21 protein-coding genes, 1 pseudogene and 1 riboswitch are annotated in these 22,919 nt (G+C 71.9%); of the genes and pseudogenes, 12 read left to right on the forward strand and 10 right to left on the reverse strand.

The window, feature by feature from the left end; genetic code table 11:
• Positions 1–10 precede the first annotated feature (10 nt).
• Positions 11–160, reverse strand: a riboswitch (SAM riboswitch).
• Positions 161–344: 184 nt separating this feature from the next.
• A complete protein-coding gene (locus SNA_RS35715) occupies positions 345–1,307 on the forward strand; it encodes a glucosyl-3-phosphoglycerate synthase (RefSeq protein WP_044368570.1) in 963 nt (320 codons plus the stop codon).
• A 99-nt stretch (positions 1,308–1,406) separates the two neighbouring features.
• Positions 1,407–2,912: an alpha,alpha-trehalose-phosphate synthase (UDP-forming) gene (locus SNA_RS35720; RefSeq protein WP_044368571.1), complete on the forward strand. Its 1,506-nt coding sequence runs from the start codon at positions 1,407–1,409 to the stop codon at positions 2,910–2,912.
• Positions 2,913–2,951: 39 nt separating this feature from the next.
• Here SNA_RS35720 and otsB read toward each other — a convergent pair whose 3' ends face one another.
• The 3 genes from otsB to SNA_RS35735 form a co-directional block, all read right to left on the reverse strand.
• The gene (gene otsB / locus SNA_RS35725) at positions 2,952–3,881 is read right to left on the reverse strand and encodes a trehalose-phosphatase (RefSeq protein ID WP_078970440.1); all 930 of its coding nucleotides are present in this window, start codon (positions 3,879–3,881) and stop codon (positions 2,952–2,954) included.
• Between the two features lie 87 nt (positions 3,882–3,968).
• The gene (locus SNA_RS35730) at positions 3,969–4,340 is read right to left on the reverse strand and encodes a DUF3263 domain-containing protein (protein ID WP_420823545.1); all 372 of its coding nucleotides are present in this window, start codon (positions 4,338–4,340) and stop codon (positions 3,969–3,971) included.
• A gap of 103 nt (positions 4,341–4,443) precedes the next feature.
• Positions 4,444–5,715 (reverse strand): extracellular solute-binding protein, encoded by a 1,272-nt coding sequence (locus SNA_RS35735; protein ID WP_030063864.1) that lies wholly within the window; start codon positions 5,713–5,715, stop codon positions 4,444–4,446.
• A gap of 258 nt (positions 5,716–5,973) precedes the next feature.
• Here SNA_RS35735 and SNA_RS35740 point away from each other — a divergent pair, with 258 nt between their 5' ends.
• The 3 genes from SNA_RS35740 to SNA_RS35750 all read left to right on the forward strand — a co-directional run bounded on the left by SNA_RS35740 (position 5,974) and on the right by SNA_RS35750 (position 9,361).
• Positions 5,974–6,906, forward strand: a complete 933-nt coding sequence (locus SNA_RS35740) for an ROK family protein (protein WP_044368572.1) — start codon at positions 5,974–5,976, stop codon at positions 6,904–6,906.
• On the forward strand, positions 6,906–8,138 hold the full coding sequence (gene nagA / locus SNA_RS35745; protein WP_030063861.1) for an N-acetylglucosamine-6-phosphate deacetylase: 1,233 nt from the start codon (positions 6,906–6,908) through the stop codon (positions 8,136–8,138). Before SNA_RS35740 ends, nagA begins: the two co-directional genes overlap by 1 nt.
• A 293-nt stretch (positions 8,139–8,431) precedes the next feature.
• Positions 8,432–9,361, forward strand: a complete 930-nt coding sequence (locus tag SNA_RS35750) for a 1-phosphofructokinase family hexose kinase (RefSeq protein WP_030063860.1) — start codon at positions 8,432–8,434, stop codon at positions 9,359–9,361.
• A 110-nt stretch (positions 9,362–9,471) separates the two neighbouring features.
• Here the strand turns inward: SNA_RS35750 and SNA_RS35755 are convergent, their stop codons facing one another.
• Positions 9,472–10,377 carry a CBM35 domain-containing protein gene (locus SNA_RS35755; RefSeq protein ID WP_030063859.1) on the reverse strand — a complete coding sequence of 302 codons (906 nt, stop codon included), beginning with the start codon at positions 10,375–10,377 and terminating at the stop codon, positions 9,472–9,474.
• A gap of 264 nt (positions 10,378–10,641) precedes the next feature.
• Positions 10,642–12,294, reverse strand: coding sequence for a diguanylate cyclase CdgB (gene cdgB, locus SNA_RS35760; RefSeq protein WP_030063858.1), 1,653 nt, complete (start codon positions 12,292–12,294; stop codon positions 10,642–10,644).
• 378 nt (positions 12,295–12,672) lie between these two features.
• Here cdgB and SNA_RS35765 point away from each other — a divergent pair, with 378 nt between their 5' ends.
• Positions 12,673–13,287, forward strand: coding sequence for a flavin reductase family protein (locus SNA_RS35765; protein ID WP_241779977.1), 615 nt, complete (start codon positions 12,673–12,675; stop codon positions 13,285–13,287).
• Between the two features lie 56 nt (positions 13,288–13,343).
• Here SNA_RS35765 and arfB read toward each other — a convergent pair whose 3' ends face one another.
• Positions 13,344–13,772 (reverse strand): alternative ribosome rescue aminoacyl-tRNA hydrolase ArfB, encoded by a 429-nt coding sequence (gene arfB / locus SNA_RS35770; protein ID WP_030063856.1) that lies wholly within the window; start codon positions 13,770–13,772, stop codon positions 13,344–13,346.
• A gap of 265 nt (positions 13,773–14,037) precedes the next feature.
• Here arfB and SNA_RS35775 point away from each other — a divergent pair, with 265 nt between their 5' ends.
• A complete protein-coding gene (locus SNA_RS35775) occupies positions 14,038–14,613 on the forward strand; it encodes a TerD family protein (protein ID WP_044368573.1) in 576 nt (191 codons plus the stop codon).
• A 297-nt stretch (positions 14,614–14,910) separates the two neighbouring features.
• On the opposite strand, the gene SNA_RS35780 is transcribed toward SNA_RS35775, so the two are convergent.
• A complete protein-coding gene (locus SNA_RS35780; RefSeq protein ID WP_030063854.1) occupies positions 14,911–15,180 on the reverse strand; it encodes a helix-turn-helix domain-containing protein in 270 nt (89 codons plus the stop codon).
• 140 nt (positions 15,181–15,320) lie between these two features.
• On the opposite strand from SNA_RS35780, the gene map reads away from it, so the two are divergent.
• On the forward strand, positions 15,321–16,088 hold the full coding sequence (map, locus tag SNA_RS35785; RefSeq protein WP_030063853.1) for a type I methionyl aminopeptidase: 768 nt from the start codon (positions 15,321–15,323) through the stop codon (positions 16,086–16,088).
• A 290-nt stretch (positions 16,089–16,378) separates the two neighbouring features.
• Positions 16,379–16,876, forward strand: coding sequence for a hypothetical protein (locus SNA_RS35790; protein WP_030063852.1), 498 nt, complete (start codon positions 16,379–16,381; stop codon positions 16,874–16,876).
• Positions 16,877–16,906: 30 nt separating this feature from the next.
• Here the strand turns inward: SNA_RS35790 and SNA_RS35795 are convergent, their stop codons facing one another.
• Positions 16,907–17,578, reverse strand: a complete 672-nt coding sequence (locus SNA_RS35795; protein ID WP_030063851.1) for a pentapeptide repeat-containing protein — start codon at positions 17,576–17,578, stop codon at positions 16,907–16,909.
• Between the two features lie 255 nt (positions 17,579–17,833).
• Here SNA_RS35795 and SNA_RS35800 point away from each other — a divergent pair.
• A pseudogene (locus tag SNA_RS35800) lies at positions 17,834–18,709 on the forward strand (zinc-binding dehydrogenase); the annotation flags it as partial.
• A 112-nt stretch (positions 18,710–18,821) separates the two neighbouring features.
• Here SNA_RS35800 and SNA_RS35805 read toward each other — a convergent pair.
• Together SNA_RS35805 and SNA_RS35810 are read right to left on the reverse strand one after the other, a co-directional pair.
• Positions 18,822–19,925 carry an aminopeptidase P family protein gene (locus SNA_RS35805; protein WP_104532147.1) on the reverse strand — a complete coding sequence of 368 codons (1,104 nt, stop codon included), beginning with the start codon at positions 19,923–19,925 and terminating at the stop codon, positions 18,822–18,824.
• A gap of 182 nt (positions 19,926–20,107) precedes the next feature.
• Positions 20,108–20,524 carry a hypothetical protein gene (locus SNA_RS35810; RefSeq protein ID WP_030063849.1) on the reverse strand — a complete coding sequence of 139 codons (417 nt, stop codon included), beginning with the start codon at positions 20,522–20,524 and terminating at the stop codon, positions 20,108–20,110.
• Positions 20,525–20,871: 347 nt separating this feature from the next.
• On the opposite strand from SNA_RS35810, the gene SNA_RS35815 reads away from it, so the two are divergent.
• Together SNA_RS35815 and SNA_RS35820 are read left to right on the forward strand one after the other, a co-directional pair.
• Positions 20,872–22,095, forward strand: coding sequence for a sensor histidine kinase (locus SNA_RS35815; protein WP_030063848.1), 1,224 nt, complete (start codon positions 20,872–20,874; stop codon positions 22,093–22,095).
• Positions 22,092–22,751, forward strand: coding sequence for a response regulator (locus tag SNA_RS35820; RefSeq protein ID WP_030063847.1), 660 nt, complete (start codon positions 22,092–22,094; stop codon positions 22,749–22,751). The genes SNA_RS35815 and SNA_RS35820 overlap by 4 nt, the downstream gene beginning before the upstream one ends.
• Positions 22,752–22,919 lie beyond the last annotated feature (168 nt).

A 22,919-nucleotide genomic window follows, 5' to 3' on the forward strand; every position in this document is an offset into this window, starting at 1 on the left:
AGGCCCTTTCTCCTCATCTTCCTCGCGACGCATCTCGCCACGAGACGGATTTGGCACCTTCCCTAGCCGGGAGCCTCGCGCGCGCTGATCGCGGCGGAGACCGGCTGGAGGGTTGCCGGGGCTTCAACGGGCCGTATCCCTCTGCCCCTCTGGATGAGCGGTATGGCGCTGGGCCGAAACCCAGGCGTTTTTTGCGGCGACCCCGACATGCGACGGTCATCCGCGTTGTTCAAGACTGTAACCGAAGGCTCTGACAGTTGAGATAGTCGTCCGAACCGCGAGATGGATCACACGATGGATCACCCACCTGCCGCCGGTCCGGCGGTCACCGAGGAGTCGTAGACGTGCTGGAAGAGGTGGAGCGCTGGCTGGGCAGCCGTTCCTGGTCCGCGGCCGACCGCCCACTGGGGCGGCTGCTGGAGGCGAAGCGCCAGAGCGGCCGTACGGTCAGCGTCGTCCTGCCGGCGCTGGACGAGGAGGCCACGGTCGGCGCGATCGTGGCCACGATACGCGCCGAGCTGATGACCGATGCCGTTTCGCTGGTCGACGAGCTGGTGGTGCTGGATTCGGGCTCCTCCGACCGTACGGCCGAGGTCGCGGCGGCGGCCGGCGCCACGGTCGTCCACCGGGACAGCGTGCTGCCCCGTATTCCCGCGCTGCCCGGCAAGGGCGAGGTCCTGTGGCGCTCGCTGCTCGCCACCAGCGGCGACATCGTCTGCTTCATCGACGCCGATCTGCGCGAATTCTCGGCCACCTTTGTCTCCGGCATCGTCGGCCCGCTGCTGACCGACCCGGACATCCATTTCGTCAAGGCGATGTACGACCGTCCGCTGGAGATCGGCGGCGAGGGCTCCGGCGCAGGTCAGGGCGGCCGCGTCACCGAACTGGTCGCCCGGCCGCTGCTCAATCTCCACTGGCCGCAGCTGGCCGGTTTCGTCCAGCCGCTGGGCGGTGAGTACGCGGCCCGCCGCTCCCTGCTGGAGCGCCTGCCCTTCCCGGTGGGCTACGGCGTCGAGCTGGGGCTCCTGGTCGATGCGCTGCACACGGTCGGCCTGGACGGTCTGGCCCAGGTGGACGTCGGTGTGCGCAAGCACCGCCATCAGGACGGCCAGGCGCTGGGCCGGATGGCCGCCGCCATCTACCGCACGGCCCAGCTGCGGCTGACCCGCGGCCATCTGATCCGGCCGCGGCTGACCCAGTTCGAGCGGGGCGAGAACGGCTTCGTGCCGCGGACGACGGCGGTCGACACGGAGGAGCGGCCGCCGATGGCGGAGATACCGGAGTACGCGGAGCGGCAGGCGGCCTGAGCCGTGCCGTGGCCGGAGCCGCCGACGCGTTTCCCGTTGCGCGCGCCGCGGCTGGTTTCCGTACGTTTGAGCGGATCGGTGGCGGGTTAATGTCGCGACATGGTCTCCGAGACGGTCTCCGAGCGCAGCGCGGTCCAGCCAGGTGCCGACGTTCTCGTCGCGTCCAATCGCGGTCCGGTGTCGTACACCGTGGAGGAAGGCGGTGCGCTGACCGCCAAGCGGGGTGGCGGGGGGCTGGTGTCGGGGCTGTCCGCCATTGGGCCGGACACTGACGCGGTGTGGGTGTGTGCGGCGCTCGGGGAGGGTGACCGGGAGGCCGTACGGCGCACCGGGGGTCTGCTGGATGTGGCGGAGACGGGCGGGCAGCGGGTCCGGATGCTGGACATTCCGGCGGAGGTGCATGCCGCCGCCTACAACGGAATTGCGAATTCCGTGCTGTGGTTCGTCCATCACATGCTCTACCAGACGCCTCTGGAGCCGGTATTCGACACGGAATTCCGGGCGCAATGGGCGTCGTACGAGGCGTACAACACCGCCTTTGCGGAGGCGCTGGCCGCCGCCGCGGCGCCCGGGGCGGCCGTTCTCGTGCAGGACTATCACCTGGCGCTGGTGCCCGGAATGCTTCGCGAGAGCCGCCCTGACCTGCGGATTGCGCATTTCTCGCACACCCCGTGGGCGCCCGCGGAGTACTTCGCGATGCTGCCCGACGACATCCAGCAAAAGCTGGTGATGGGCCTGCTCGGTGCGGATCAGGCGAATTTCCTGACCCAGCGGTGGGCACGGGCGTTCATGGGCTGCTGTCAGCAGGCGCTGGGGAACGATTGCGAGGCGCTCTGGCCGCGGGACGAGGAGCCGTATCTGCGGACCTTTCCGCCGGGGCTCACGGCGCGCCGAACGTCGATCGGCGTATACGGCCTCGGCGCGGACGCGGAATTCCTGCGCGAGCGGGCCTTTCGGCCGGATGTCGAGGAGCGGCTGGCGGCGCTGCGCGAGCAGATCGGCGGGCCGGACCGCAAGACCATCGTCCGGGTGGACCGTACGGAGCTGTCCAAGAACATCGTGCGCGGGCTGCTGGCCTACCGCCGCCTCCTGGCCGACCGGCCCCAGTGGCGCGAGCGGGTGGTGCACCTCGCCTTCGCCTATCCCTCGCGGCAGGATCTGGCCGTCTACCGCGAGTACACCGCGCAGGTGGGCCGGCTGGCCGAGGAGATCAACGCCGCCTACGGGACGGCGGGTTGGCAGCCGGTCGTCCTGCATGTCAAGGACGATTTCGCGCGGTCGCTGGCGGCGTACCGGCTGGCGGACGTGGCGCTGGTCAATCCGATCCGGGACGGGATGAACCTCGTCGCCAAGGAGGTGCCGGTGGTCTCCGAGCGCGGCTGTGCGCTGGTGCTCTCCCGGGAGGCGGGCGCCTATCAGGAGCTCGGCGAGGACGCCCTCGGCGTCAATCCGTACGACGTGACGGCCACGGCGCAGGCGCTGCACGAGGCGCTGTCGATGGACGATGCCGAGCGCAGCGCGCGCACCGAGCGGCTGGCCGCGGCCGCCACCGCGCTGCCGCCTGCGCGGTGGTTCCTGGACCAGCTGCGGGCGTTGAAGGCATGAGCCGGGCCTTGGAGGGGTGAGCGCGGCTCAGTGCTCGGCTCAGCGCTCGGTGAGGTGGTCCGCCAGGGTGCCCAGGAGGCCGACCACGCCCTTGGGGCCGTCCACCACCAGGTCGGCGCGGTCGGCCAGTTCGGTGACCTCCTCGCTGCCGCTGCACACCAGGATGCCGGTCAGGCCCTCGGAGCGGAGCTTCTCGACGGCTCCGAAGGCGGCGAGGTCACCGAGGTCGTCGCCGGCGTAGAGCACGGTGGCGGCGCCGGTTTCGTGGATCCAGTCGGCCAGGGCCACGCCCTTGTCCATACCGGGCGGGCGCAGTTCCAGGACGAACCGGCCGGGTTCGACGATCAGGCCGTGGCGTTCAGCGAGGGCGGCGAGCGGGCCGCGGAGCCGTTCGAAGGCGCCCTGCGGGTCGGTGGCGCGGCGGGTGTGGATGGCGATGGCGTGGCCGCCCTTGCGCTCGATGGCGGTCTCGACCCAGGTGCCGCGCCAGACGCCGGAGGCGTCCAGTACGCCGGGGAGTTCGGCCTGTATGGCGGCGATGCCGGGGTGCGGGGGCGGGGCGTGGACGGTGCCGGTGGCCGCTTCCCAGCGCTCGGCGCCGTAGTGGCCGAGGACGGTGAGGTGGTCCAGGCCCGGGACGGAGTCGAAGCCGCCGAGGCGGACGGCAACGGTGGCCGGGCGGCCGGTGATCACGGCGGCGGCCTTCAGGCGCGGTACGAGGCGGCCCAGGGCGGCGACGGCGCCGTCATGGGCGCGGGCCTTTTCCGGGTCGGGGACGATATCGGCGAGGGTGCCGTCGAAGTCGAGGGCGATGACGGCGCGTTCGGGACGGGCCAGGAGGGCGGCGAGTCCGTCGCGGCCGGCGGCGGTGCGGGGGGTGGGCAGAGCGCGCGGCGGCGCGGTGTCCGGTGGCGGTGCGGACGACGGGGTCGGTTCGGAATTCGGCGCGGCGTTCCCGGGGCTGCCCATGGCGCCGACCCTACCGGCGGGGCGTGGGCGCATGCCGGGTGTACGGGAGCATCCGGGCGACCCGCCGGGCGCCGTCGGGCCGCCGGGTCAGCGGCGGGCGCGGCGGGCGTCGCGTATCCGGCGCAGGCGGTTGACGGTGACCGGGTCGTGGGCGAGGGCGCGGGGGTCGTCCAACAGGGCGTTCAGGAGCTGGTAGTAGCGGGTCGGGGAGATGCCGAGGCGCTCGCGGATGACCCGCTCCTTGGCGCCGGGGCCGGGCCAGGAGCGGCGCTCCACGGCGAGCACCGCTTCGTCACGGTCGGAGAGGGGGGCGGCGGCCGGGCCTTCTGCGAGCGCGGCGTCCGGCGTCGTACGGTCCGCGGGCGCGGCGTCCGGCACCGTACGGTCCGCGGCGTCGTCCGCGCCGGCCGTGCCGCCCGCGCCCTCGTCGCCGTCGGTCGTCTGCGTACCGTCCCTCATCACGTTTCCACGATAAGCCCCGGGTCTGACAACGCCCGATCGGACAACGCCCGGCCGGACAAGGCCCGGCCGGACAAGGCCCGGCCGGGCGCCCCGGGCGCGGTCATCCCCCGGCGGCGTTGTCGGCCGCGTCCGCCGTGTTCTGGATGTTGCTGAGGACGGCGGACGGGTTGCCGTCGGGCTCGACGGCCGCGCCCATCTTGGCCTTGAGGGTCTTGGAGACCAGCGGCCAGGTGGTTTTGTCGGCCGGGTAGAACTCGGCGCCGGCGAGCTGTTCGAGGAAGCCGTGCAGCTTGCTGTACCTGTCGTCGGCCATCATCTCCTGGGAGGCCGAGGCGGTGACCGGCAGCAGTCCGTAGGTGCTGGAGAACTTCAGCACGTTCTTCTTGCTGTAGACGAAGTCGAGGAACTGGCCCACCTGGGCGCGGTGGCCCGGCTGCTTGAAGGCCATCATCCAGTCGGCGACGCCCATGGTGGCCTTGGCCTTGCCGTTGATGCCGGGCAGTTCCGTGGTGCCGTAGTCGATGCCCTTGGCCCCGGCCTGCTTCATCAGTGTGGGATGGCCGTTGAGCATGCCCACCTCGCCGTCGGCGAAGCCCTGGAAGGCGTCGGCGCGGTTGACCTTGGCGGGGTCGCCGCCGGTCAGGCCCTTGGTGACGAGGTTCTTCTGGAGCCACTCGAAGGTCTTGACGTTCTGCGGCGAGTCGAGCGTGTACTTGCCGATGCTGTCGGTGTAGCCGCCGCCCCCGCCGAGCATCCACATCAGGGTCTCGGCCTGGGTCTCCTCCGGGCCCAGCGGAAGCGCGAAGGGCATCTTGACGCCGTGGTCCTTGAGCAGCTTGGCGTCGTGGGCGATGTCGTCCCAGGTCTTCGGGGGGCTGGTGATGCCCGCCTGGGCGAAGAGCTTCTTGTTGTAGAAGAGCCGCCTGGTGCTGGCGCCGAACGGCATGCCGTACGGCACGCGCTGGTATTCGCCGGCGTCCGCGAGGGACTGGGTGAAGTCGGCCTCGGTGGGTATGGAGAGCAGCTTGTCGACGCTGTAGAGCTGTCCGCGGGCGGCGTAGTCGGCGTAGGCGCCGATCTGCGCCAGGTCGGGGGCCTTGCCGGCCTTGACCATGTCCTCGACCTTCTTGTCGACGTCCGTCCAGCTGTAGACATCGACGTCGATCTTGATGCCGGGGTGCTTCTTCTCGAACTCGCGGGTGAGATCGTCCCAGTAGTGCTGGGAGCTGTTGGCCGCACTGTCTCCGTAATCCGCCGCGACCAGCTTGAGCGTGACATCGCCGTCGCCCGGGCCGCTGCCGCAGCCGGTGAGAGTGAGGGTCATGACGGTGGCAAGTCCCGCCGCCGCCAGGCTCAAGTACCGCCGCTGCACCGTTGATTACCGCCCTTGTCCCGAATTGTGTTCTGCCGGGTCCAGCTCGGCGTCGGGGGTCCCCCTCCACCGGCATGAACCGCGAGTGTTACTCGCGCGTCTACACAAGGTCTACACCACCGGAAGTCTCTGTTCGATATCGCCCTCCCCACGCAAAGATCACGAGGCCGTGCGCCGACCAGGCCAAACAGGCGCAAGGAGTCAAGGAATCGGTGAGTGGACTAGACCTTTTATGCGGGATCGGGCAAAACTGGTGGCGTGAGAAACGTCATCGCCCTGGATGTGGGCGGCACCGGGATGAAAGCCGCCCTCGTCGGGGCGGACGGCACCCTGCTCCATGAGGCGCGGCGCCCGACCGGCCGCGAGCGCGGGCCCGAGGCGGTCATCGAGACCGTCCTGAGCTTCGCCGCCGAGCTGCACGCCCTCGGCCGGGAGCGGTTCGGGGCACCGGCGGACGCCGCCGGGGTCGCGGTCCCCGGCATCGTTGACGAAGCCTCAGGCACCGCCGTCTATGCCGCCAACCTCGGGTGGCGGGACGTCCCGATGCGGGCCCTGCTGTCCGAGCAGCTCGGCGGGGTGCCGGTCGCGCTCGGGCACGACGTGCGCGCCGGCGGGCTGGCGGAGGGCCGGATCGGCGCGGGCAAGGGCATCGGCCGGTTTCTGTTCGTGCCGCTGGGCACGGGTATCGCGGGCGCGATCGGATCCGGCGGCCGGATCGAGGCGGGCGCGCACGGCAGCGCCGGCGAGATCGGCCACATCGTCGTACGGCCCGGCGGGCGCGAGTGCGGCTGCGGGCAGCGCGGCTGTCTGGAGACGCTGGCCTCGGCCGCCGCGGTGGGCCGCGACTGGGCGGCGGTCTGCGGCGATCCGCAGGCCGGCGCGGCGGATGCGGCCAAGGCCGTGGCGTCGGGCGATGCCCGCGCCCGCGCCGTATGGCAGGCCGCCGTGGACGCCCTGGCCGACGGCCTGGTCACCGGGCTCACCCTGCTCGACCCCGAGATGCTGATCATCGGTGGCGGGCTCGCCGAGGCGGGCGACACGCTGTTCGTGCCGCTGCGGGAAGCGGTCCGCCGGCGCGTGACGTTCCAGCCCCTCCCCTCGATCGTTCCGGCGGCCCTGGGGGACGCGGCCGGGTGCCTGGGCGCAGGACTGCTCGCCTGGGATCTTCTCTCCACGGAGGTAACCGCGTAATGGCACCGCACCAGTCCCCGGCCCGGTCGGCGCAGCCCCGGCGCACCGTCCTCTCCGGCGCCCGCATCGCCCGCCCGAGCGGCACCGTCGACGGCGGCCGGATCACCGTCGAGGGCACCCGGATCAGCGAGATCCGCAGCCGCGACCGGGACGCCGGCGGCCCGCCCCCTTCGGGCGCCCCCGAGCGGGACACCGAGGTCATCGACCTGCCGGGCCATCTCGTCGTACCCGGCTTCGTCGATCTGCACGTCCACGGCGGAGGCGGCGGCTCCTTCTCCTCCGCCGACCCCGAGGAATGTCTGCGGGCCATCGACACCCACCGGCGCCACGGCACCACCTCGATGACCGCTTCCACCGTCACCGGCACCCTGGACGACCTCGCCCGGCAGGCCGGTGTGCTCGCCGAACTCGTCCAACAGGGCGATCTGGCCGGCATCCACTTCGAGGGCCCGTTCATCTCCCCCGGCCGCTGCGGCGCCCACCAGCCCGAGCTGCTGCGCGATCCGGACCCGGCCGCGGTGCGCACCCTGATCGACGCCGCGCACGGCACCGCGCGGATGATGACCGTTGCCCCGGAGCTGCCCGGCGGTCTGGAGTCCGTACGGCTGCTGGCCGACGCCGGCATCATCGCCGCCATCGGGCACACCGACGCCACCTACGACGCCACCCGCGAGGCCATCGACGCGGGCGCCTCCGTGGCCACCCATCTCTTCAATGCGATGCCGGGCCTGGGCCACCGCGCGCCCGGCCCGGTCACGGCCCTCCTGGAGGACGAGCGGATCACCGTCGAGCTGATCAACGACGGCACCCATCTGCACCCCGCCGTCCTCCAGCTGGCCTTCCGCAGCGCCGGCGCCGACCGCGTCGCCTTCATCACCGACGCGATGGGCGCGGCCGGGATGAGCGACGGGAGGTATCCGCTCGGGCCGATGCAGGTCGAGGTGACGGACGGCGTCGCGCGGATCAGCGAGGGGCCGACGGCCGGTTCGATCGCCGGGTCCACCCTCACCCTGGACCGGGCCTTCAAACGGGCCGTCACCATCGACGGCCTGAGCGTGGATCAGGCCGTCGAGGTGCTGTCCGCGGTCCCGGCCCGGCTGCTCGGTATCGACGACCGTACGGGCGGCCTGGCGGCCGGCAAGGACGCCGACCTGGTGGTGCTGGACGCCGCATACGACCTGGTCGGCGTGATGCGCCAAGGGGAATGGCTGGTACGTCCCGGGAAGGGCTGACGGGCACGGCGTGCACGCGGGGGCGAGCGGTCGGCCCGGTGCCGCACTCCGGGGCAGGCCGCAGGTGGGAGGACCGGCCGGCGGACTCGTCAGGGCCGGTTCCCCGGTGACCGGTGGTTACCCCGGGTCTGGGCCTACCCCTGTCGGCGATGGCATGATCGCTCGCGCACTTGTCCGCATGCCACCGCCGAACGCGGTTGGCCGACTTGGGGCCGTCCCACGGCCCACGACTGCCCGGCCAACGGCTGCGCCCACCGGCACAGCCGTCCGAGCACGGTGCGGGAGGGGGAACCATGATCCTCACGGTCACGCTGAACGCCGCCCTGGACATCACCTACCGGCTGCCCCGGCTGCATGCCCACACCACCAACCGGGTCGCCGAGGTCACCGAACGCCCAGGCGGCAAGGGCCTGAACGTCGCCCGGGTCCTGGCCGCGCTCGGCCACCGCGCGATCGCCACCGGCTTCGCGGGCGGCGGCACCGGCGAGGCGCTGCGCGCCCTGCTCGCCCAGGAGTCCGACGTCACCGACGCGCTGGTCCCGGTCGGCGGCGCCACCCGCCGCACCATCGCCGTCGTCGACGAGACCACCGGCGACACCACCCAGCTCAACGAACCGGGCCCGATGGTCTCCCCCGCCGAATGGGACGCCTTCCTCGGCACCTACCGCGAACTGCTCGGCGAGGCACGGGCGGTGGCCCTGTGCGGCAGCCTGCCGCCGGGTGTCCCGGTCGATGTCTACGCCCGGCTCACCCGCGCCGCCCGGACCGCCGGAGTGCCGGTTCTGCTGGACACCAGCGGCGAACCGCTGCGCCGGGGCCTGGCCGCCCGGCCCGACCTGGCCAAGCCCAACGCCGAGGAACTCGCCGCCCTCACCGGCAGCACCGAACCGCTGCGCGCCGCTCGTGACGCCCGCCGCCGGGGCGCCCATACGGTGGCCGCCTCACTGGGCGCGAAGGGCATACTCGCGGTCACCGCGGACGGCATCTGGCAGGCCGCCCCGCCGTGGCCGATCGCCGGCAATCCGACCGGTGCCGGAGACTCGGCGGTGGCGGGTCTGCTGTCGGGCCTGGTCGAGGATCTGCCCTGGCCGGACCGGCTGATCCGCGCGGTGGCCCTGTCGGCGGCGACCGTACGGGCCGCGGCCGCGGGGGAGTTCGACCCCGGGACGTACGAGGAATTGCTGCCCCGTGTCGTGGTGACGGATCACCCGACGGCAGCCTGAACCCGGCCTGAACCGGATGTTTCACGTGAAACATGGTTTCACGTGAAACACCGCCCCCGGAGGGCGAGTTACGCCTGCTTCGTCTTGCTTCCGCTTCGACTTACTTCGACTTACTTCGGCGGCGACAGCCACACCTTGTCGAGGTTGACGTCGCACTGGTTGCCGCTCTCGCACGACATCTTGATGGCGTTGGCGCCCTGGTTGAGGTTCACGATCGACCAGGACTGGGTCCAGCCCTTGTCCCAGGCCCCCTCTGGGGCATGCGCGAAGTTCTTCAGGGATATGGGCCGGGGGTCGGCCTTGCCGTTCACCGTGAGCGTGAGGTTGGCGTCCTTGCCGGGCACGCCGTAGTCGACATTCAGCCGGTAGGGGCCGGCCTTGTCGACATTCACCGTCCAAGTGGCCGAGGCGCCGGGGGTGTTCATCCCCCCGACATAGGTGCCGTTCGCCGAGCGTGCGCCCGGGACGTCCTTGGCGGTGACGGCGCCGCCGTCGAGCCGCAGGCTGCCCGCGTCCTGCTTGGGGAGCGCACCGGCGGAGGGCTTGGTGGACGGTTCCTTGCTGGGGGCGACCGAGTCGCCGGCCGTCGGGCCGGGCTTGTTCGCGGTGTCGTTCTTGTCCTGGTTGTTGGTGAACATGGCGACGCCGATGCCTATGCACACCACCGCGACCACGGCGACGGCACCGATCAGCAGCCCGTTGCGGCCGCGCCGGGGCTCCTGGTCGTAGCCCTGGGACGGGACCGAGCGCGTGCGCTCATTGCCCGGCAGGGTCTCCGGCGCCGCGTAGTGGGCGTTCTGCCGCCCGTACGCCGGCTGCTGGGCCTGCTGGCCGCCGTACTGGCGCTCGCCGACCGCGCGCACCTGGTTGTAGGAGGTTCTCGGAACCCCCGGCTGCCGCGCCGCACCGTTGGACGCCGAGCCCGCTGTGGCGCCCTCACCGCCTTCCGAGCGGTAGAGGTAGCCGAACGGGTCGTCGTTCTCCGGCGTGTCCGCGCCGTTGTTGCCGGCCGTCATTCCGTGTCACTCCCAAGCGATGTGTACGCCTCTGCCTGCGTAGGTCCGCGTGCGCGCGGCTGCTCGAAACCGTCTCTCCAGGCCCCCGTCGGCAGCGCGCCGCATCGGCGCAGCCTACCCCTTCGCGGCCGGGCCACACCGTGCCCGCACCACCACAAGATCGCTACAGATCGGTGAACGGCCGGTGGGCAGCGCGGACGGCCGCCGGTGTGAGATACGCGGCAACCCGCCGGGTGATCCGGCCGAGCCTGCCCCGGTCGCGGCTCAGCCCGCCCGGCGACCGGCCTTCGAGCGGGACCGCTTCTCGATGTACATCCGCTGGTCGGCCGAGGCCAGGACCTCCTCGGCGGTCATCCCGCAGCTGGCCCAGCCGATGCCGAAGCTGGCGCCGACCCGCACCGCCCGGCCGTCCACCCGGATCGGCGGGATGATCGCGTTGCGCAGCCGTGCCGCGAGGTCCTGGGCGTCGGCGGTGCCCAGGCCGTCGGCCAGCACCACGAACTCATCGCCGCCGAGCCGGGCGACCGTATCGCCGTCCCGAACGCCGCTGGTCAGGCGGCGGGCGACCTCGATCAGCACCGCATCGCCCGTGTGGTGCCCGAAGCGGTCGTTGATCGACTTGAAGCCGTCGAGATCGCAGAACAGGACCGCAAGCCCCTTGGAGCCGTCGTCCTCCGCGCCCTCCGCGGGCGCGACGGTGTGCACGTGGTGGTCATAGCCGCCGGGGGCGCTGTCGAACGGCTCCTTGCCCTCGGGCCGGTAGCCGTGCGCACCCCCCGGGCCCGCGGCAATGGTCGCCGAGGAGGCATAGGCGTCGGCGGCCGAGCCCGGCGGGCGGGAGCACAGCCGGGCGCCGAGCCGGGCCCGCAGCTCGGCGCTGTTGGGCAGCCCGGTCAGCGAGTCATGGCTGGCGCGGTGCGCAAGCTGAAGCTCATGGCGCTTGCGCTCCTCGATGTCCTCGACGTGGGTGAGCAGGAAACGGGGTCCGTCGGCGGTGTCGGCGACCACGGAATTGCGCAGCGAGACCCATACGTAGGTGCCGTCGCGCCGGGCCAGCCGCAGCTCGGCGCGGCCGCCCTCGGCCGAGGTCCGCAGCAGGGTCCCGATGTCCTCGGGGTGGACCAGGTCGGAGAAGGAGTAGCGGCGCATCGCGGAGGCCGGGCGGCCCAGCAGCCGGCACAGCGCGTCATTGGTGCGTAGCAGTCGTCCGTGCTGGTCACCGCCCATTTCGGCGACGGCCATCCCGCTCGGCGCGTATTCGAATGCCTGCCGGAAGCTCTCCTCGCTGGCGCGCAGGGCCTGCTGCTCGCGCTCCAGGCGGACCAGGGCGCGCTGCATATTGGCCCGCAGCCGGGCATTGCTGATCGCGATGGCGGATTGGAACGCGTACATCTGGAGCGCTTCCTGCCCCCAGGCACCGGGGCGCCGGCCGTTGCGCGGCCGGTCCACGGAGATCACGCCGAGCAGCTCGCCGCCGCCGTTGGCCTGCGAGTACATCGGCGCGAAGAGGCGGTCCATGGGGTGCCACTCGTCGGGGAACCGCGGCGCGGGCCCGGCGGTGTGCCACTGCGGGACGTCATCGTCGTCCAGCACCCAGCCCTCGGTGTACGGAATGAAGCACAGGTTGCCCCAGCGCTCCCCCATCGACAGCCGGCGCTCCCACGACGAGCGGGATCCGACCCGCCCGGCCATCAGCGCCTCGGCGCCCGCACTACCGGCCACCGCGGCGACGACGAGATCGCCGTCCGGACGGACCAGATTGACGGCCGACAGCTCGAAGCCCAGCCCCGCGATCACGCCGTCGGCAACCGACTGCAAGGTGTCCGCAAGGCTGCGTGCGGTGTTCAGTTCGGCGACCACTTGGTGCAGCTGCCGCAGGGTCGCAAGACGGACGTAAGGCTCCGACTCGGTCTCCATCGCTCGCTCTCCCTGAGACCTCGACAGCAACTCCAGAATTCTTCGATCGCCCGATTCCACGCTCTTTCTTCGCTCACTGAATCACAGTGAGCTGTTCACTCGGTACACAGGGTCAACAATTACCGCCCGCTGTGACTCAAGTCACAAGTTCGAAAGGCGCATTGATGATCTTCAAACGGGTCCGTCGAGGCCGCCTTTCACCTCCTCGTTTCACCGGGCACATTCTTCCGGAACGCAAATCCGGGCGCCCTCCCCGCTCACCTCGGCCTTTCCGTGCGGCGCTGCGCGTTTCTGCGCGGCCTGGGTCATCGGACCTAGGACGCGGGTGGTTCCAGGGCCCGATGCGAAGCGATGGCGGGCGACGTTAGCGTTCATGGCGTGTTCACGAAAACCCCTGCCGACGCGACGACCTCCGTTCCGGCCGCTCCGGCCGCCCCGTCCGTCGCCCTCGCCTCCGTGCCGGGCGGCACGCCGATCCCGCATGCTGTGGGGGTGAGTGACGACGAATTCCGCGCCGCCCTTTCCCGTCTCGCCGCCGGCGTGGTGCTGATCACCGCCCACGACCCGGACGACGGGCCGCGCGGCGAGGACGTCGGCATGACCGCCACCGCCTTCCTCTCCGTCTCGCTCGAACCGCCGCTGGTGATGGTGAGCGTTCGCAATGACTCCCGCATGGATGACCTGCTGGCACACCAGCCACTCTGGGCCGTTTCGGTGCTCGCGGAGGGCCAGCGGCACGTTGCCGGGAGATTCGCGATGAAGGGCCGCATCAGCGACCGTCTGCTCTTTGCGGACATCCCGCACGTACGCGGCGAAGCGGCGGACGCGCCGCTCATCGCGGGTGCGCTGGCGACCCTGGAGTGCCGGACCGAGCAGCGGGTGCTGGCCGGCGATCACACGCTCGTCATCGGCCGCGTCCTGACCGCCTCGGCGCCGACCGAGGACGCCGGACCGCTCACCTACTTCCGCGGGAAGTACCGGCATCTGGGCTGAGGCCGCCGGGGCTCGCCCGGAAGCGGCGGGGGCTTCGTGCCTGGGGAGGCGGATCCTCAGCCCCAATCGCGGCCCGAACGGCCGCGCTTGGTCTCGCCGCGCTGCTTCTTCTCGCGCAGCCGCCGCTCGTTGATGCCCCGTGGGATACGCGACTTGCGGCGCGGCTTGGGCGGCGGGGCGCTGGCCTCGGCGAGCAGCGCAGCCAGGCGGACGGCCGCGGTCTCGCGGTTGCGCCACTGGGAGCGGTGCTCGGAGGCCCGTACGGAAAGGACCCCGTCGACCAGCCGGCCGGCCAGCCGCTCCAGGGCGCGCTGCTGCCACACCTCGGGCAGCGCCTGCGTTTTGACGAGGTCGAAGCGCAGCTCGACTTGGCTGTCGCTGGTGTTCACATGCTGGCCGCCCGGACCGGAGGACCGCGAGAAACGCCATACGAGCTCGGCCTCTGGAAGGACAACCGAACCGCGGATGACATAAGGCCCGGACATGCCTCCTATGATCCCGCGCTTTCCGTCCCCCCGTCACCCTCTTTTCCGCTCCCGGGCCGGGCATCCGGATCAGGATTCGGCAAAGTAAGTAAAGCCAGCTGGAACCTCCCGGACCCCTGACGGCGTTGTTGTGGGTGACGGTAGCGTCGTCGGCAGTACGAACCCGTAGGGCAAAACCGCAGGACGAAGCCGGCATGCGGAGCCCGAAGTGCGAGGTCCGGCTCCGGCGGCTCGAGACTCAGACTGAACAGGAAAGGGACTTCCCATGGCTGTAAGCCTGTCCAAGGGCGGCAACGTCTCCCTCACCAAGGAGGCGCCGGGCCTGACCGCCGTCACGGTCGGCCTCGGCTGGGACGTCCGCACCACCACCGGCTCGGACTTCGACCTGGACGCGAGCGCGATCGCGGTCAACGGCGGTGGCAAGGTCTTCTCGGACCAGCACTTCGTCTTCTTCAACAACAAGGCGACGCCGGACCAGTCCATCGTCCACACCGGTGACAACGTCGACGGCCAGGGCGAGGGCGATGACGAGCGCATCAACGTCAACCTGGCGGCCCTGCCGGCCGACATCGACAAGATCGCCTTCCCGGTCTCCATCTACGACGCCGAGAGCCGCAGCCAGAACTTCGGCCAGGTGCGCAACGCCTACATCCGCATCGTCAACCAGGCCGGCGGCGCCGAGATCGCCCGCTACGACCTCAGCGAGGACGCGGCGACCGAGACCGCCATGGTCTTCGGCGAGCTCTACCGCAACGGCGCGGAGTGGAAGTTCCGCGCGGTGGGCCAGGGTTACGCCTCGGGCCTGGCGGGCATCGCGAAGGACTTCGGCGTCAACGTCTGAGGTTCGGCGACGGTTGCGGTTGGCCGACGTCCGGGATCGCTGACGGTTGACGGCGGCGATTTCTGACGGTCGACGGCTGCGAGCTCGGGCCGCCACGTTCGCCGTACGGACGGTCGGCGGCTCCGGCTCCGGCTCCGGCTCCGGCTCCGGCTCCGGCTCCGGCGGGCAACGTCTCCGGGCTCGGGCGGCGTTGAGCGGCCGATCGAGGGCCGGCTCCCTTCGGGGGGCCGGCCCTCGGTGCGTTCCGGGGCCCGGCATATCCGGGAGCCGTCCTCAGGGCCACCACATCCGCCGTCGTCAAGCCACCGCGTCCGCGGCCGCTTCCGGGGGTGTGGCCAGCGTCGCGACCTCGTCCAGCGAGAGCCCGAGCGTCCCGGCCAGCGCGGCGACCGTGAAGAACGCCGGTGTCGGAGCCCGGCCGGTCTCGATCTTGCGCAGCGTCTCGGCGGACAGCCCCGCACCCGCCGCCACCTCGACCATGCTCCGCTCGCCGCGCGCCGCCCGCAGCAGCGCGCCCAGCCGCTCGCCGCGTTCGCGTTCCCAGGGGGTCAGTGGAGTTCGCACCATGCCCGTGATACTAATACCGGTAAACAAATACCGGTATTAGTTTACCGGTATGGCGCTCGGCGTGCCCACCCGTACGCCCCTTTCCCCTTGACCGGCCGCCCCTGCCCTTGGGGCGCCGTTGCCCGGAGGTTGCACTGCTCATGGTGGAGATCAAAACGGATGCCTCGCTGGACGCGATGCGTGTGGCCGGACGCGTCGTCGCCGATGCGCTGGCGGCGGCACGCGCGGCGGCCGCCCCCGGGGTGCGGCTGTGCGAGCTGGACGAGGTCGCCCGCACGGTCCTGCGCGAGGCCGGGGCCACCTCCCCGTTCCTCGGCTATCGCCCCTCCTTCGCGAGCACGCCGTTTCCCGCCGTCATCTGCGCCTCCGTCAACGACGCGATCGTGCACGGCATCCCGGACGGCTACCGACTGAGCGACGGCGACCTGGTGAGCATCGACTGCGGCGCGGTGGTGGAGGGCTGGGCGGGCGACGCGGCGGTCAGCTTCTGCGTCGGCACCGCCCGCCCCGAGGACGTCCGGCTGATGGACGTCACCCGGCGCGCACTGGAGGCGGGCATCGCCGCGGCCGTGCCCGGCGCACGGATAGGCGACATCTCGCACGCCATCGGCAGCGTCGGACGGGCGGCCGGATACGGCATCCCGGAAGACTTCGGCGGCCACGGCATCGGCCGCCGCATGCACGAGGACCCGCCCGTCCCCAACGACGGCCGCCCCGGCCGGGGCCTCGTCCTGCGCCAGGGCATGGCACTCGCCATCGAGCCCATGCTGCTGGCCGGCGGCCGGAACGCGTACTACGTGGCGGAGGACGGCTGGACGCTACGCACATCGGACGGCAGCCGCGCCGCGCACTTCGAGCACACCGTCGCGATCACGGAGGACGGACCACGCGTGCTGACAATGCCGTGAGGGCGGGCCCTCCACCTGTCGGCGGGACACGGCGGGCACGCCCGTCACCCGTTGCTCCCTGTCCGGCGGGCGCGGCGGCGGGACGCGTCCCCCTTCGCCCGCTCGTCCCTGCCGGCGGGCACGGCGGCAGAGCCCGTCCTCCAGCTGCTCCTCCCAGCACGCGCCGTCAGGTCGGAGCTGGCCTGCTGATCCCGCCCGTCCGTCCGGCCCGTCCGTCCGGCCCGGTCGTCCGGGCCATCGGTCGAGCCCGTCCCTCCAGCCCTCCCGACGGGCGTGACACCATCAATGGCGTGATCGACCTCGGCTACTCCCTCTCCCGTCGTTTTCCGGACCCCCCACAGCTGGACTACCGGACGGCGGATGTGCGCGCCCTGCGCCACGACCTCTTCTGCGGTGACGTCTATATCGCCGACACCTCGACGGACCGCGAGGTGTCGACGGCCTGGGGCTGGGTGCCTGTGCTCGACTTCGCCTGGGCGCTGTGCGACATCGTCGAGCGGCTCGACAGCGACCCGCGCGGCAGTCGCTCGGCCCGTCCGATCCACGCCGAACTGGACTTCACCGAATCCACCGACCGGATGCTCTTCGAGCGCCGCTTCGGGTGGGTGGACATCGCCGCCGACTGGATGCCGGCCGACGAGGCACCGCTCACCGTCAACCACGCCGCACTGCGCCGCGAGGCCCGCGACTTTCTGCACGATCTGATCGCCGATCTCATCGATCTGCATGACGGCCTCGGCGACAATCCGGCCATCTGGGACCTCCAGGCCCGCTTCCCCCGCATCTGACCGCCACCGCACACGGGGCCGCGCCCCCGGCTACTCCACCCGTACGCCTATCTGTGCCGCGAACGCCGGTGCCAGATCGAGCAGTTGGGCCGCGCTGATCACCGCGCCCGACAGCCGGTCGATGCCCCGCGCGATGTCCACCGCGGCCGCGCCCCGCAGGTCGACGTCCTTCATTCGCACCGCGGTGAGATCCAACCGCGCGAGGGTGCAGTCGTCGAACGACACCCGCTCCAGCTCCGCGCCCGAGAAATCCGCCTCGACCACCACGCACCCCTCGAAGGAGACATCCCGCAGCTTCGCCCCGCGCAGATTCGGGAAGTCGATCTTCCCACCGCGCACCACGACCCGCTCCAGCACCGCCCCGTGCAGCTGCGCCCCGCCGAGCCGGGCGTCGGTCAGCTCCACATCGCGCAGTGACGCCTGCGAGAGGTCGGTGCCGACGCCGCGCACTCCGCTCAGCACGCTGTCGATGAACCGGGCCCGACTCAGCACCGTCTCGTCCAGCGCACACCGCCGCAGGGCGCAGTCCAGGAATCTCGCACCATGCGCCGTCTGCCCCGCCCAGTCGGTTTCGAGGAACTCCAGCCCGTCGTAGTCCCCTTCGGACTCCAGCGGCCCGCCGTCGTACGGCCGCAGCTCCGGCAGCCGCACCTCGGGCCGCCGCACCGCCCGTACCGTCGTCCCCTTACCGCGCCCTGCCATGCGATCACCACCTCTCGTCGTCGGTCACGTCAGCCGCGTCGCCTCACCACGCGTCACGTCACCATTCGTTGCGTCACTGCTCATCACGCCTGCACACCCATCGTGAACCACGCCACTGACAGTCGCCCCGGCCTGTGGAAAACCCTCGCGCCCCGGCGAGAAGTTGAGCCCAGGCAACCCGAGCGATGAGGAGTTGACCTCAGCCAAACCTGAGGCAGCAGGGTGCGATCAGCCGCCGCGGCCCGGCCCCGGCGCCCGTCTTCCGGGCCGGTGCCGCTTCCCGAGCTGCCGACCGTGCCCGGCCGCGAGGTCGCCGGCACCGTCGAGGCCCTCGGCCCCGGCACCGACCCCACCTGGCTCGGCCGACGCGTCGTCGCCCACTTGGGCACGGCCCCGGTGGCTACGCCGAACTCGCGGTGGCCGCCGACGACCGGCTGCATCCGATTCCCGACGGGCTCGACGCGGGCCAGGCCGTCGCCGTGATCGGCACCGGCCGCCCCACCTTGGGCATCCGACGCTTCCCCGGTCTGACCGCCGACGACATCGCGATCATCCCGGCGGCCGCCGGCGGCATCGGCTCGCTCCTCGTCCAGCACGCCCGGCACACGGTCGCCATGGCCATCGGCCTGGCCGGCGGCCCGGCCAAGATGGCGCGCGTCCGTGACCTGGGCGCCGACCTCGGCGTCGACTACACCGAGGACTACTGGCCGGCCCTGGTACGCGCCTTCCTCGACGACCGCCGCGCCGCGGGTGCCACCCTGCTCTTCGACTCGGTAGGCGGCGCCCTGGGCCGCGCCGCCCTCGACCTCCTGGCCCCCGGTGGCCCCCGGTGGCCGCCATCTGGTCTCCGGCTGGTCCGCGGGCGGCCTGCTCACCGGCGGCCCGATGGAGTTCGCGCATGGCGAGCTCGCCACCCGCGGCATCACCTCGCAGCAGGTCCTGGGCCCGGCCAAGCCGGCCAGGGTGGGCGGCGACGACCCGATCCGCACCCTGGAGACCGAGGCCCTCGCCGAGGCGGCGGCCGGCCGGCTCGTCCCATCCGTCCAGCGCTTCCCCCTGGCCGAGGCGGCCGCCGCCCACCGCGCCCTGGAGACCCGCGCCACGATGGGCAAGATGGTCCTGGTGCCGTAGCGGGGTCCGGTGGCCGCCGCGTAGCGCAGACCGAGGGGCGCCGCGCGGCTATGGGCCCGTCCGTGCCCCCGGGGCGCGGCCCGAAGTACGGCGGCCCCGGGGCCGAGGGCCTCTACCGCACCACTGCCAGTGCCCGGTCCGTGTCGTTCAGCCGCCGTCCGCCCGACTCCGTGCACGTCACGATGTCCTCGATCCGCACCCCGAACCGCCCCGGCAGATAGATGCCCGGTTCGATCGAGAAGCACATCCCGGCCACCAGGGGCAGATGCTCGCCCTCCACCAGGTACGGCGGTTCATGGGTGGTCACTCCGATGCCGTGCCCGGTGCGGTGGATGAAGTACTCGCCGTACCCCGCCGCCTTGATGACCCTCCTGGCCACCCGGTCGATCTCTTGGCACGCGACCCCGGGCCGCACCGCCTCGAACGCCGCCTGCTGCGCCTCGCGCACGATGTCGTGCACCTTGCGCTCCTCGGCGCCCGGCTCCCCCACGTGCACGGTCCGCGTGGTGTCCGACCCGTACCCGTCCTTGAGGCCGCCGAAGTCCAGCACCACCATGTCGCCGTCCTCGATGATGCGCTCCCCCGCCTCATGGTGCGGATTGGCGCCATTGGGGCCGGACCCCACGACCGTGAAGTCCACCTGGCTGTGCCCGTGCTCGATCAGCAGCCGCGCGAGATCCTCCGCCACCTCGCTCTCCGGGCGGCCGGCGAACCGTACGCCCAGGATCTTCTCGTACGTCGCATCCGCGGCCGCCCCGGCCGCCGCCAGCCGCGCCACCTCGTGCGCATCCTTGACGGCGCGCAGCATCGGCAGCACCTCCGTCAGCGCCCGGTAAGCGCTATCGGGAAGCGACCGCTGGAGTCCCAGCAGATGCAGCGACCAGGTCGCGTCCGACACCCCGTAACGCCCCTCCGGCTCCAGCCACTTGGCCAGTGCCTCGTACGGGTTCGCACCGTCCGTCCATCCCGCCACATCCATCGCGTCCGCCCCGGCCGCCCGCTCCGCATCGGGCTGCTCCAGTACGGGCACCAGCAGCCGCGGCCGCCGCCCCGGGGCGATCACCAGGGCGGTCAGCCGCTCTGTGGCCGCCGGGGGCTGATAACCGCACAGCCACACCAGATCCGGGCCCGGCGTCACGATCAGCCCCGCCAGTCCGAAATGGGCGGCGGCCGCTGCCGCCCGCTCCATGCGCCGCTCGTGGTCGTCCCGCGTCATAGAAGTCACCATGGCGGCGAATCTACGCCGCCACGCCTCTCACATCCCGTCCATATCCCGTCCGCCGCCACCCCTTCGCCACCCCATCACCCAAGCGCCGAGGCGGGTGCCGGAGATCGGCACGGACGCTCCTCCACCGCCGCCCGGAACGCCTCCTCAGGGGGCAGGGGAGGAAGCGCGGTCTACCGGTCGGCGAACAGCGTGCGCAGATGCCTGCCGTTGAGGATCGCGACGACGCCTGTCAGGAACAGGCCGCAGACGCCCTGTTCTATCTTCATCCACAGGGGGAAGGTGCCGGGGAGCGCGATGATCACCGCGATGACCAGCACCATCACCGTCGAGATGATCCGCATCCGGCGATACGCCGGGCGGGAGCCGCGGGCCGCGCGGACGGCACACACGAACATCACGACCGCGCTGACGACGACGAGGGTGCCACGGATCCAGACGGCGTCGTTCACCGCGGCGGCATCGCCGCGCAACAGGACGATGGCCACGAGGGTGAGCACGCTGAGGCCGAAATAGCCGGAGACCAGCCGCTGCACGCTGCGGAGCGCCGTCCGGCTGCGCGGATGGTCCAGACCGGGGGTGTGCTGCATGGGAAGCCTCTTTCGTCGATGTCGGGTGGGCGACCGCGGCGGGGTGCCGAGCGCGTCGGGATACCGACCGCGGTGGGGCGGCAGACGCGGACATGCGCCGGTCGCTTCGGGTGCGCCGGTCCCGTCGCGTCTGTCAGCCGTGTCGGGTCCGCCGGTCGCTTCGGATCTGCGGACCGGTGCCTGAAGCGTGCGGGAGCAGGGCCCCGCACCGCATCGCCGTGGGGTTGGAACTGCGTCAGGACCGTCGTCTCTCACCAGGGTTGGAACCTTGTCCACCCTGGGTTTGACGGGACTCTTCAACCCCTGGGACGACGCCGGACGGGACCCGCGGCCATACCGTTCGTCACATGACCACCACACCTGTGACCACCGCGACCCTCGCCACGCTGCGCACCACGCGGGCGCGGCAGGAGACGGTGCTGCGCTGGCTGCGTCCGCTGGCGCCGTTCGTCATGGCCGTGGTGGCCTGGGCCGCCTTCCACGCCCACCCGGGCCCGGGAGTTGAGGGTCGCGGGCTGGCCGTCTCGGGTGTCCTGGGCGGGTTCGTCCTCGGCGGGCTGGGGTCGCTGGCCACGCTGCGGCGCGCCCGCCGAATCCACCTCGCGTTCGTCGGCGTCCTGATCGCCGCTTCGACGGCGCTGGTGTGGCTGCAACCCGACGGGGCAGGCGTCGCCGGAATCTTCGTCGGCGTGTCCCTCCTCGCGCCCGTCGTGCGCGGACACCTCTGGGTACCGCTGACCGTCGTCACCCTCGTGTTCCTGGGCGTGACCATGGCGGCAGGCCACGCCGGCTCGGTCGCCTCCGCGCTCCTCAACGCCATCATGCTCGGCGCCTTCTACGGGATGCTGTTCCTGGCTCTGCGGCTCGGCGAGGCCAACCGGCTTGCCGGACAGCTGCTTTCCGAGCTGGAGCAGAGCCGGGCGGCGGAGGCGCGGGCAGCGGGGCTGGCCGAGCGCCAGCGGCTCGCCCGTGAGATGCACGACGTACTCGCGCACTCCCTCTCCGGGCTGATGCTCCAACTCGAGGCCGCCCGGATGCTGGCGGCCGAGGACCCGGGTGACCCCCGCCTGCCCGAGGCCGTCGACCGCGCGCACCACCTGGGCAAGTCCGGGCTGGAAGAGGCCCGTCGAGCGATCGGCATGCTCCGCGACGACGCACTTCCCGGGCCCGAACGGCTCGCCGGACTGGCGGCGCAGTTCCAGCAGGACCGGGACATACCCTGCCGCCTCACCGTCACCGGAGAGGCATACGAACTCGGCTCAGAGGCGCGCCTCGCGCTGTACCGGGTCGCCCAGGAAGCCCTGACCAATATCGGCAAGCATGCGCATCCGGAGTGGGTCGAGGTGCACCTCGCCTACGCACCGGCCGCCGCCCGTCTGACCGTCGAGGACTTCACGGCCGGGGGCGCACGGCCGGGCCCGGCCTGCGCCCCGGCCCCGGTCCGAGCCCCCAAGGACGGTGGCGGGTACGGCCTGACCGGCATGCGCGAGCGGGCCGAACTCCTCGGCGGCACGCTGACCACCGCGGCCACCGACCGTGGCTTCCGTGTCGAGCTGGAGGTGCCCCGATGAGCCGCCCGATCCGTGTCCTGATCGCCGATGACCAGCGCGTGGTCCGGGAGGGACTGACGCTGGTGCTCGGGCTCCTGCCCGATGTCGATGTCGTCGGTGCCGCCTCCGACGGGGCCGAGGCCGTCGCCCTCGCCGAGGACCTGCACCCCGATATCGTCCTGATGGACCTCCGGATGCCCCGCCGTGACGGTGTCGAGGCCACCCGTCTGCTGCACGAACGCGCCCCCGGCACCAGGGTCGTCGTCCTCACCACCTACTCCGACGACCGTTCCGTGATCGACGCGCTCCGCGCCGGCGCCCGCGGCTATCTCACCAAGGACACCGGCGGGGCGGAGATCCGCCAGGCCCTCCGGCGCGTCCTCGACGACCAGGCGGCGATCGATCCGGCCGTCCAACACCACCTCATCGACGCCATCGCCGGCGCACCCCCGGCGCCCCGCCCGCTGTCCCGCCCCCAACTCCCCGCCGGACTCACTCCCAGGGAGGCCGAGGTGCTGTCCCTCATAGCCGCCGGCCTGTCCAACACCGAGATCGCCGACCGCCTCATCGTCAGCGAAGGCACGGTCAAAAGCCACATCAACCGCCTCCTCCCCAAAATCGAGGCCCGCGACCGCGCCCAGGCCGTCGCCTACGCCTACCAACATGGCCTTGTCTGATACGCCCTCATCTGACATCGTCCCGGCCCCGGCTACGGTCCCCGCACCGGCCAGCCACCCCCAGCGAACCTGATGAGGGACCTGGTGAGGGACCTGGGCACGAGAAGGTGCTCACGGACGAGCGCATGGGGCCCATCGACGGCTCGGACTCGGACTCGGACTCGGACT

The sequence above is a fragment of the Streptomyces natalensis ATCC 27448 genome (genome assembly GCF_000935125.1).
Taxonomy (GTDB): Bacteria; Actinomycetota; Actinomycetes; order Streptomycetales; family Streptomycetaceae; genus Streptomyces; species Streptomyces natalensis.

Bases quoted from the DNA above. Each gene is read 5' to 3' on its own strand.
- SNA_RS35720 (WP_044368571.1), top strand. From the start codon at position 1,407: ATGGTCTCCGAGACGGTCTCCGAGCGCAGCGCGGTCCAGCCAGGTGCC.
- otsB (WP_078970440.1), bottom strand. From the start codon at position 3,881: ATGGGCAGCCCCGGGAACGCCGCGCCGAATTCCGAACCGACCCCGTCG.
- SNA_RS35730 (WP_420823545.1), bottom strand. From the start codon at position 4,340: ATGAGGGACGGTACGCAGACGACCGACGGCGACGAGGGCGCGGGCGGC.
- nagA (WP_030063861.1), top strand. From the start codon at position 6,906: ATGGCACCGCACCAGTCCCCGGCCCGGTCGGCGCAGCCCCGGCGCACC.
- SNA_RS35750 (WP_030063860.1), top strand. From the start codon at position 8,432: ATGATCCTCACGGTCACGCTGAACGCCGCCCTGGACATCACCTACCGG.
- SNA_RS35755 (WP_030063859.1), bottom strand. From the start codon at position 10,377: ATGACGGCCGGCAACAACGGCGCGGACACGCCGGAGAACGACGACCCG.
- cdgB (WP_030063858.1), bottom strand. From the start codon at position 12,294: ATGGAGACCGAGTCGGAGCCTTACGTCCGTCTTGCGACCCTGCGGCAG.
- arfB (WP_030063856.1), bottom strand. From the start codon at position 13,772: ATGTCCGGGCCTTATGTCATCCGCGGTTCGGTTGTCCTTCCAGAGGCC.
- SNA_RS35775 (WP_044368573.1), top strand. From the start codon at position 14,038: ATGGCTGTAAGCCTGTCCAAGGGCGGCAACGTCTCCCTCACCAAGGAG.
- SNA_RS35780 (WP_030063854.1), bottom strand. From the start codon at position 15,180: ATGGTGCGAACTCCACTGACCCCCTGGGAACGCGAACGCGGCGAGCGG.
- map (WP_030063853.1), top strand. From the start codon at position 15,321: ATGGTGGAGATCAAAACGGATGCCTCGCTGGACGCGATGCGTGTGGCC.
- SNA_RS35795 (WP_030063851.1), bottom strand. From the start codon at position 17,578: ATGGCAGGGCGCGGTAAGGGGACGACGGTACGGGCGGTGCGGCGGCCC.
- SNA_RS35805 (WP_104532147.1), bottom strand. From the start codon at position 19,925: ATGACGCGGGACGACCACGAGCGGCGCATGGAGCGGGCGGCAGCGGCC.
- SNA_RS35810 (WP_030063849.1), bottom strand. From the start codon at position 20,524: ATGCAGCACACCCCCGGTCTGGACCATCCGCGCAGCCGGACGGCGCTC.
- SNA_RS35815 (WP_030063848.1), top strand. From the start codon at position 20,872: ATGACCACCACACCTGTGACCACCGCGACCCTCGCCACGCTGCGCACC.
- SNA_RS35820 (WP_030063847.1), top strand. From the start codon at position 22,092: ATGAGCCGCCCGATCCGTGTCCTGATCGCCGATGACCAGCGCGTGGTC.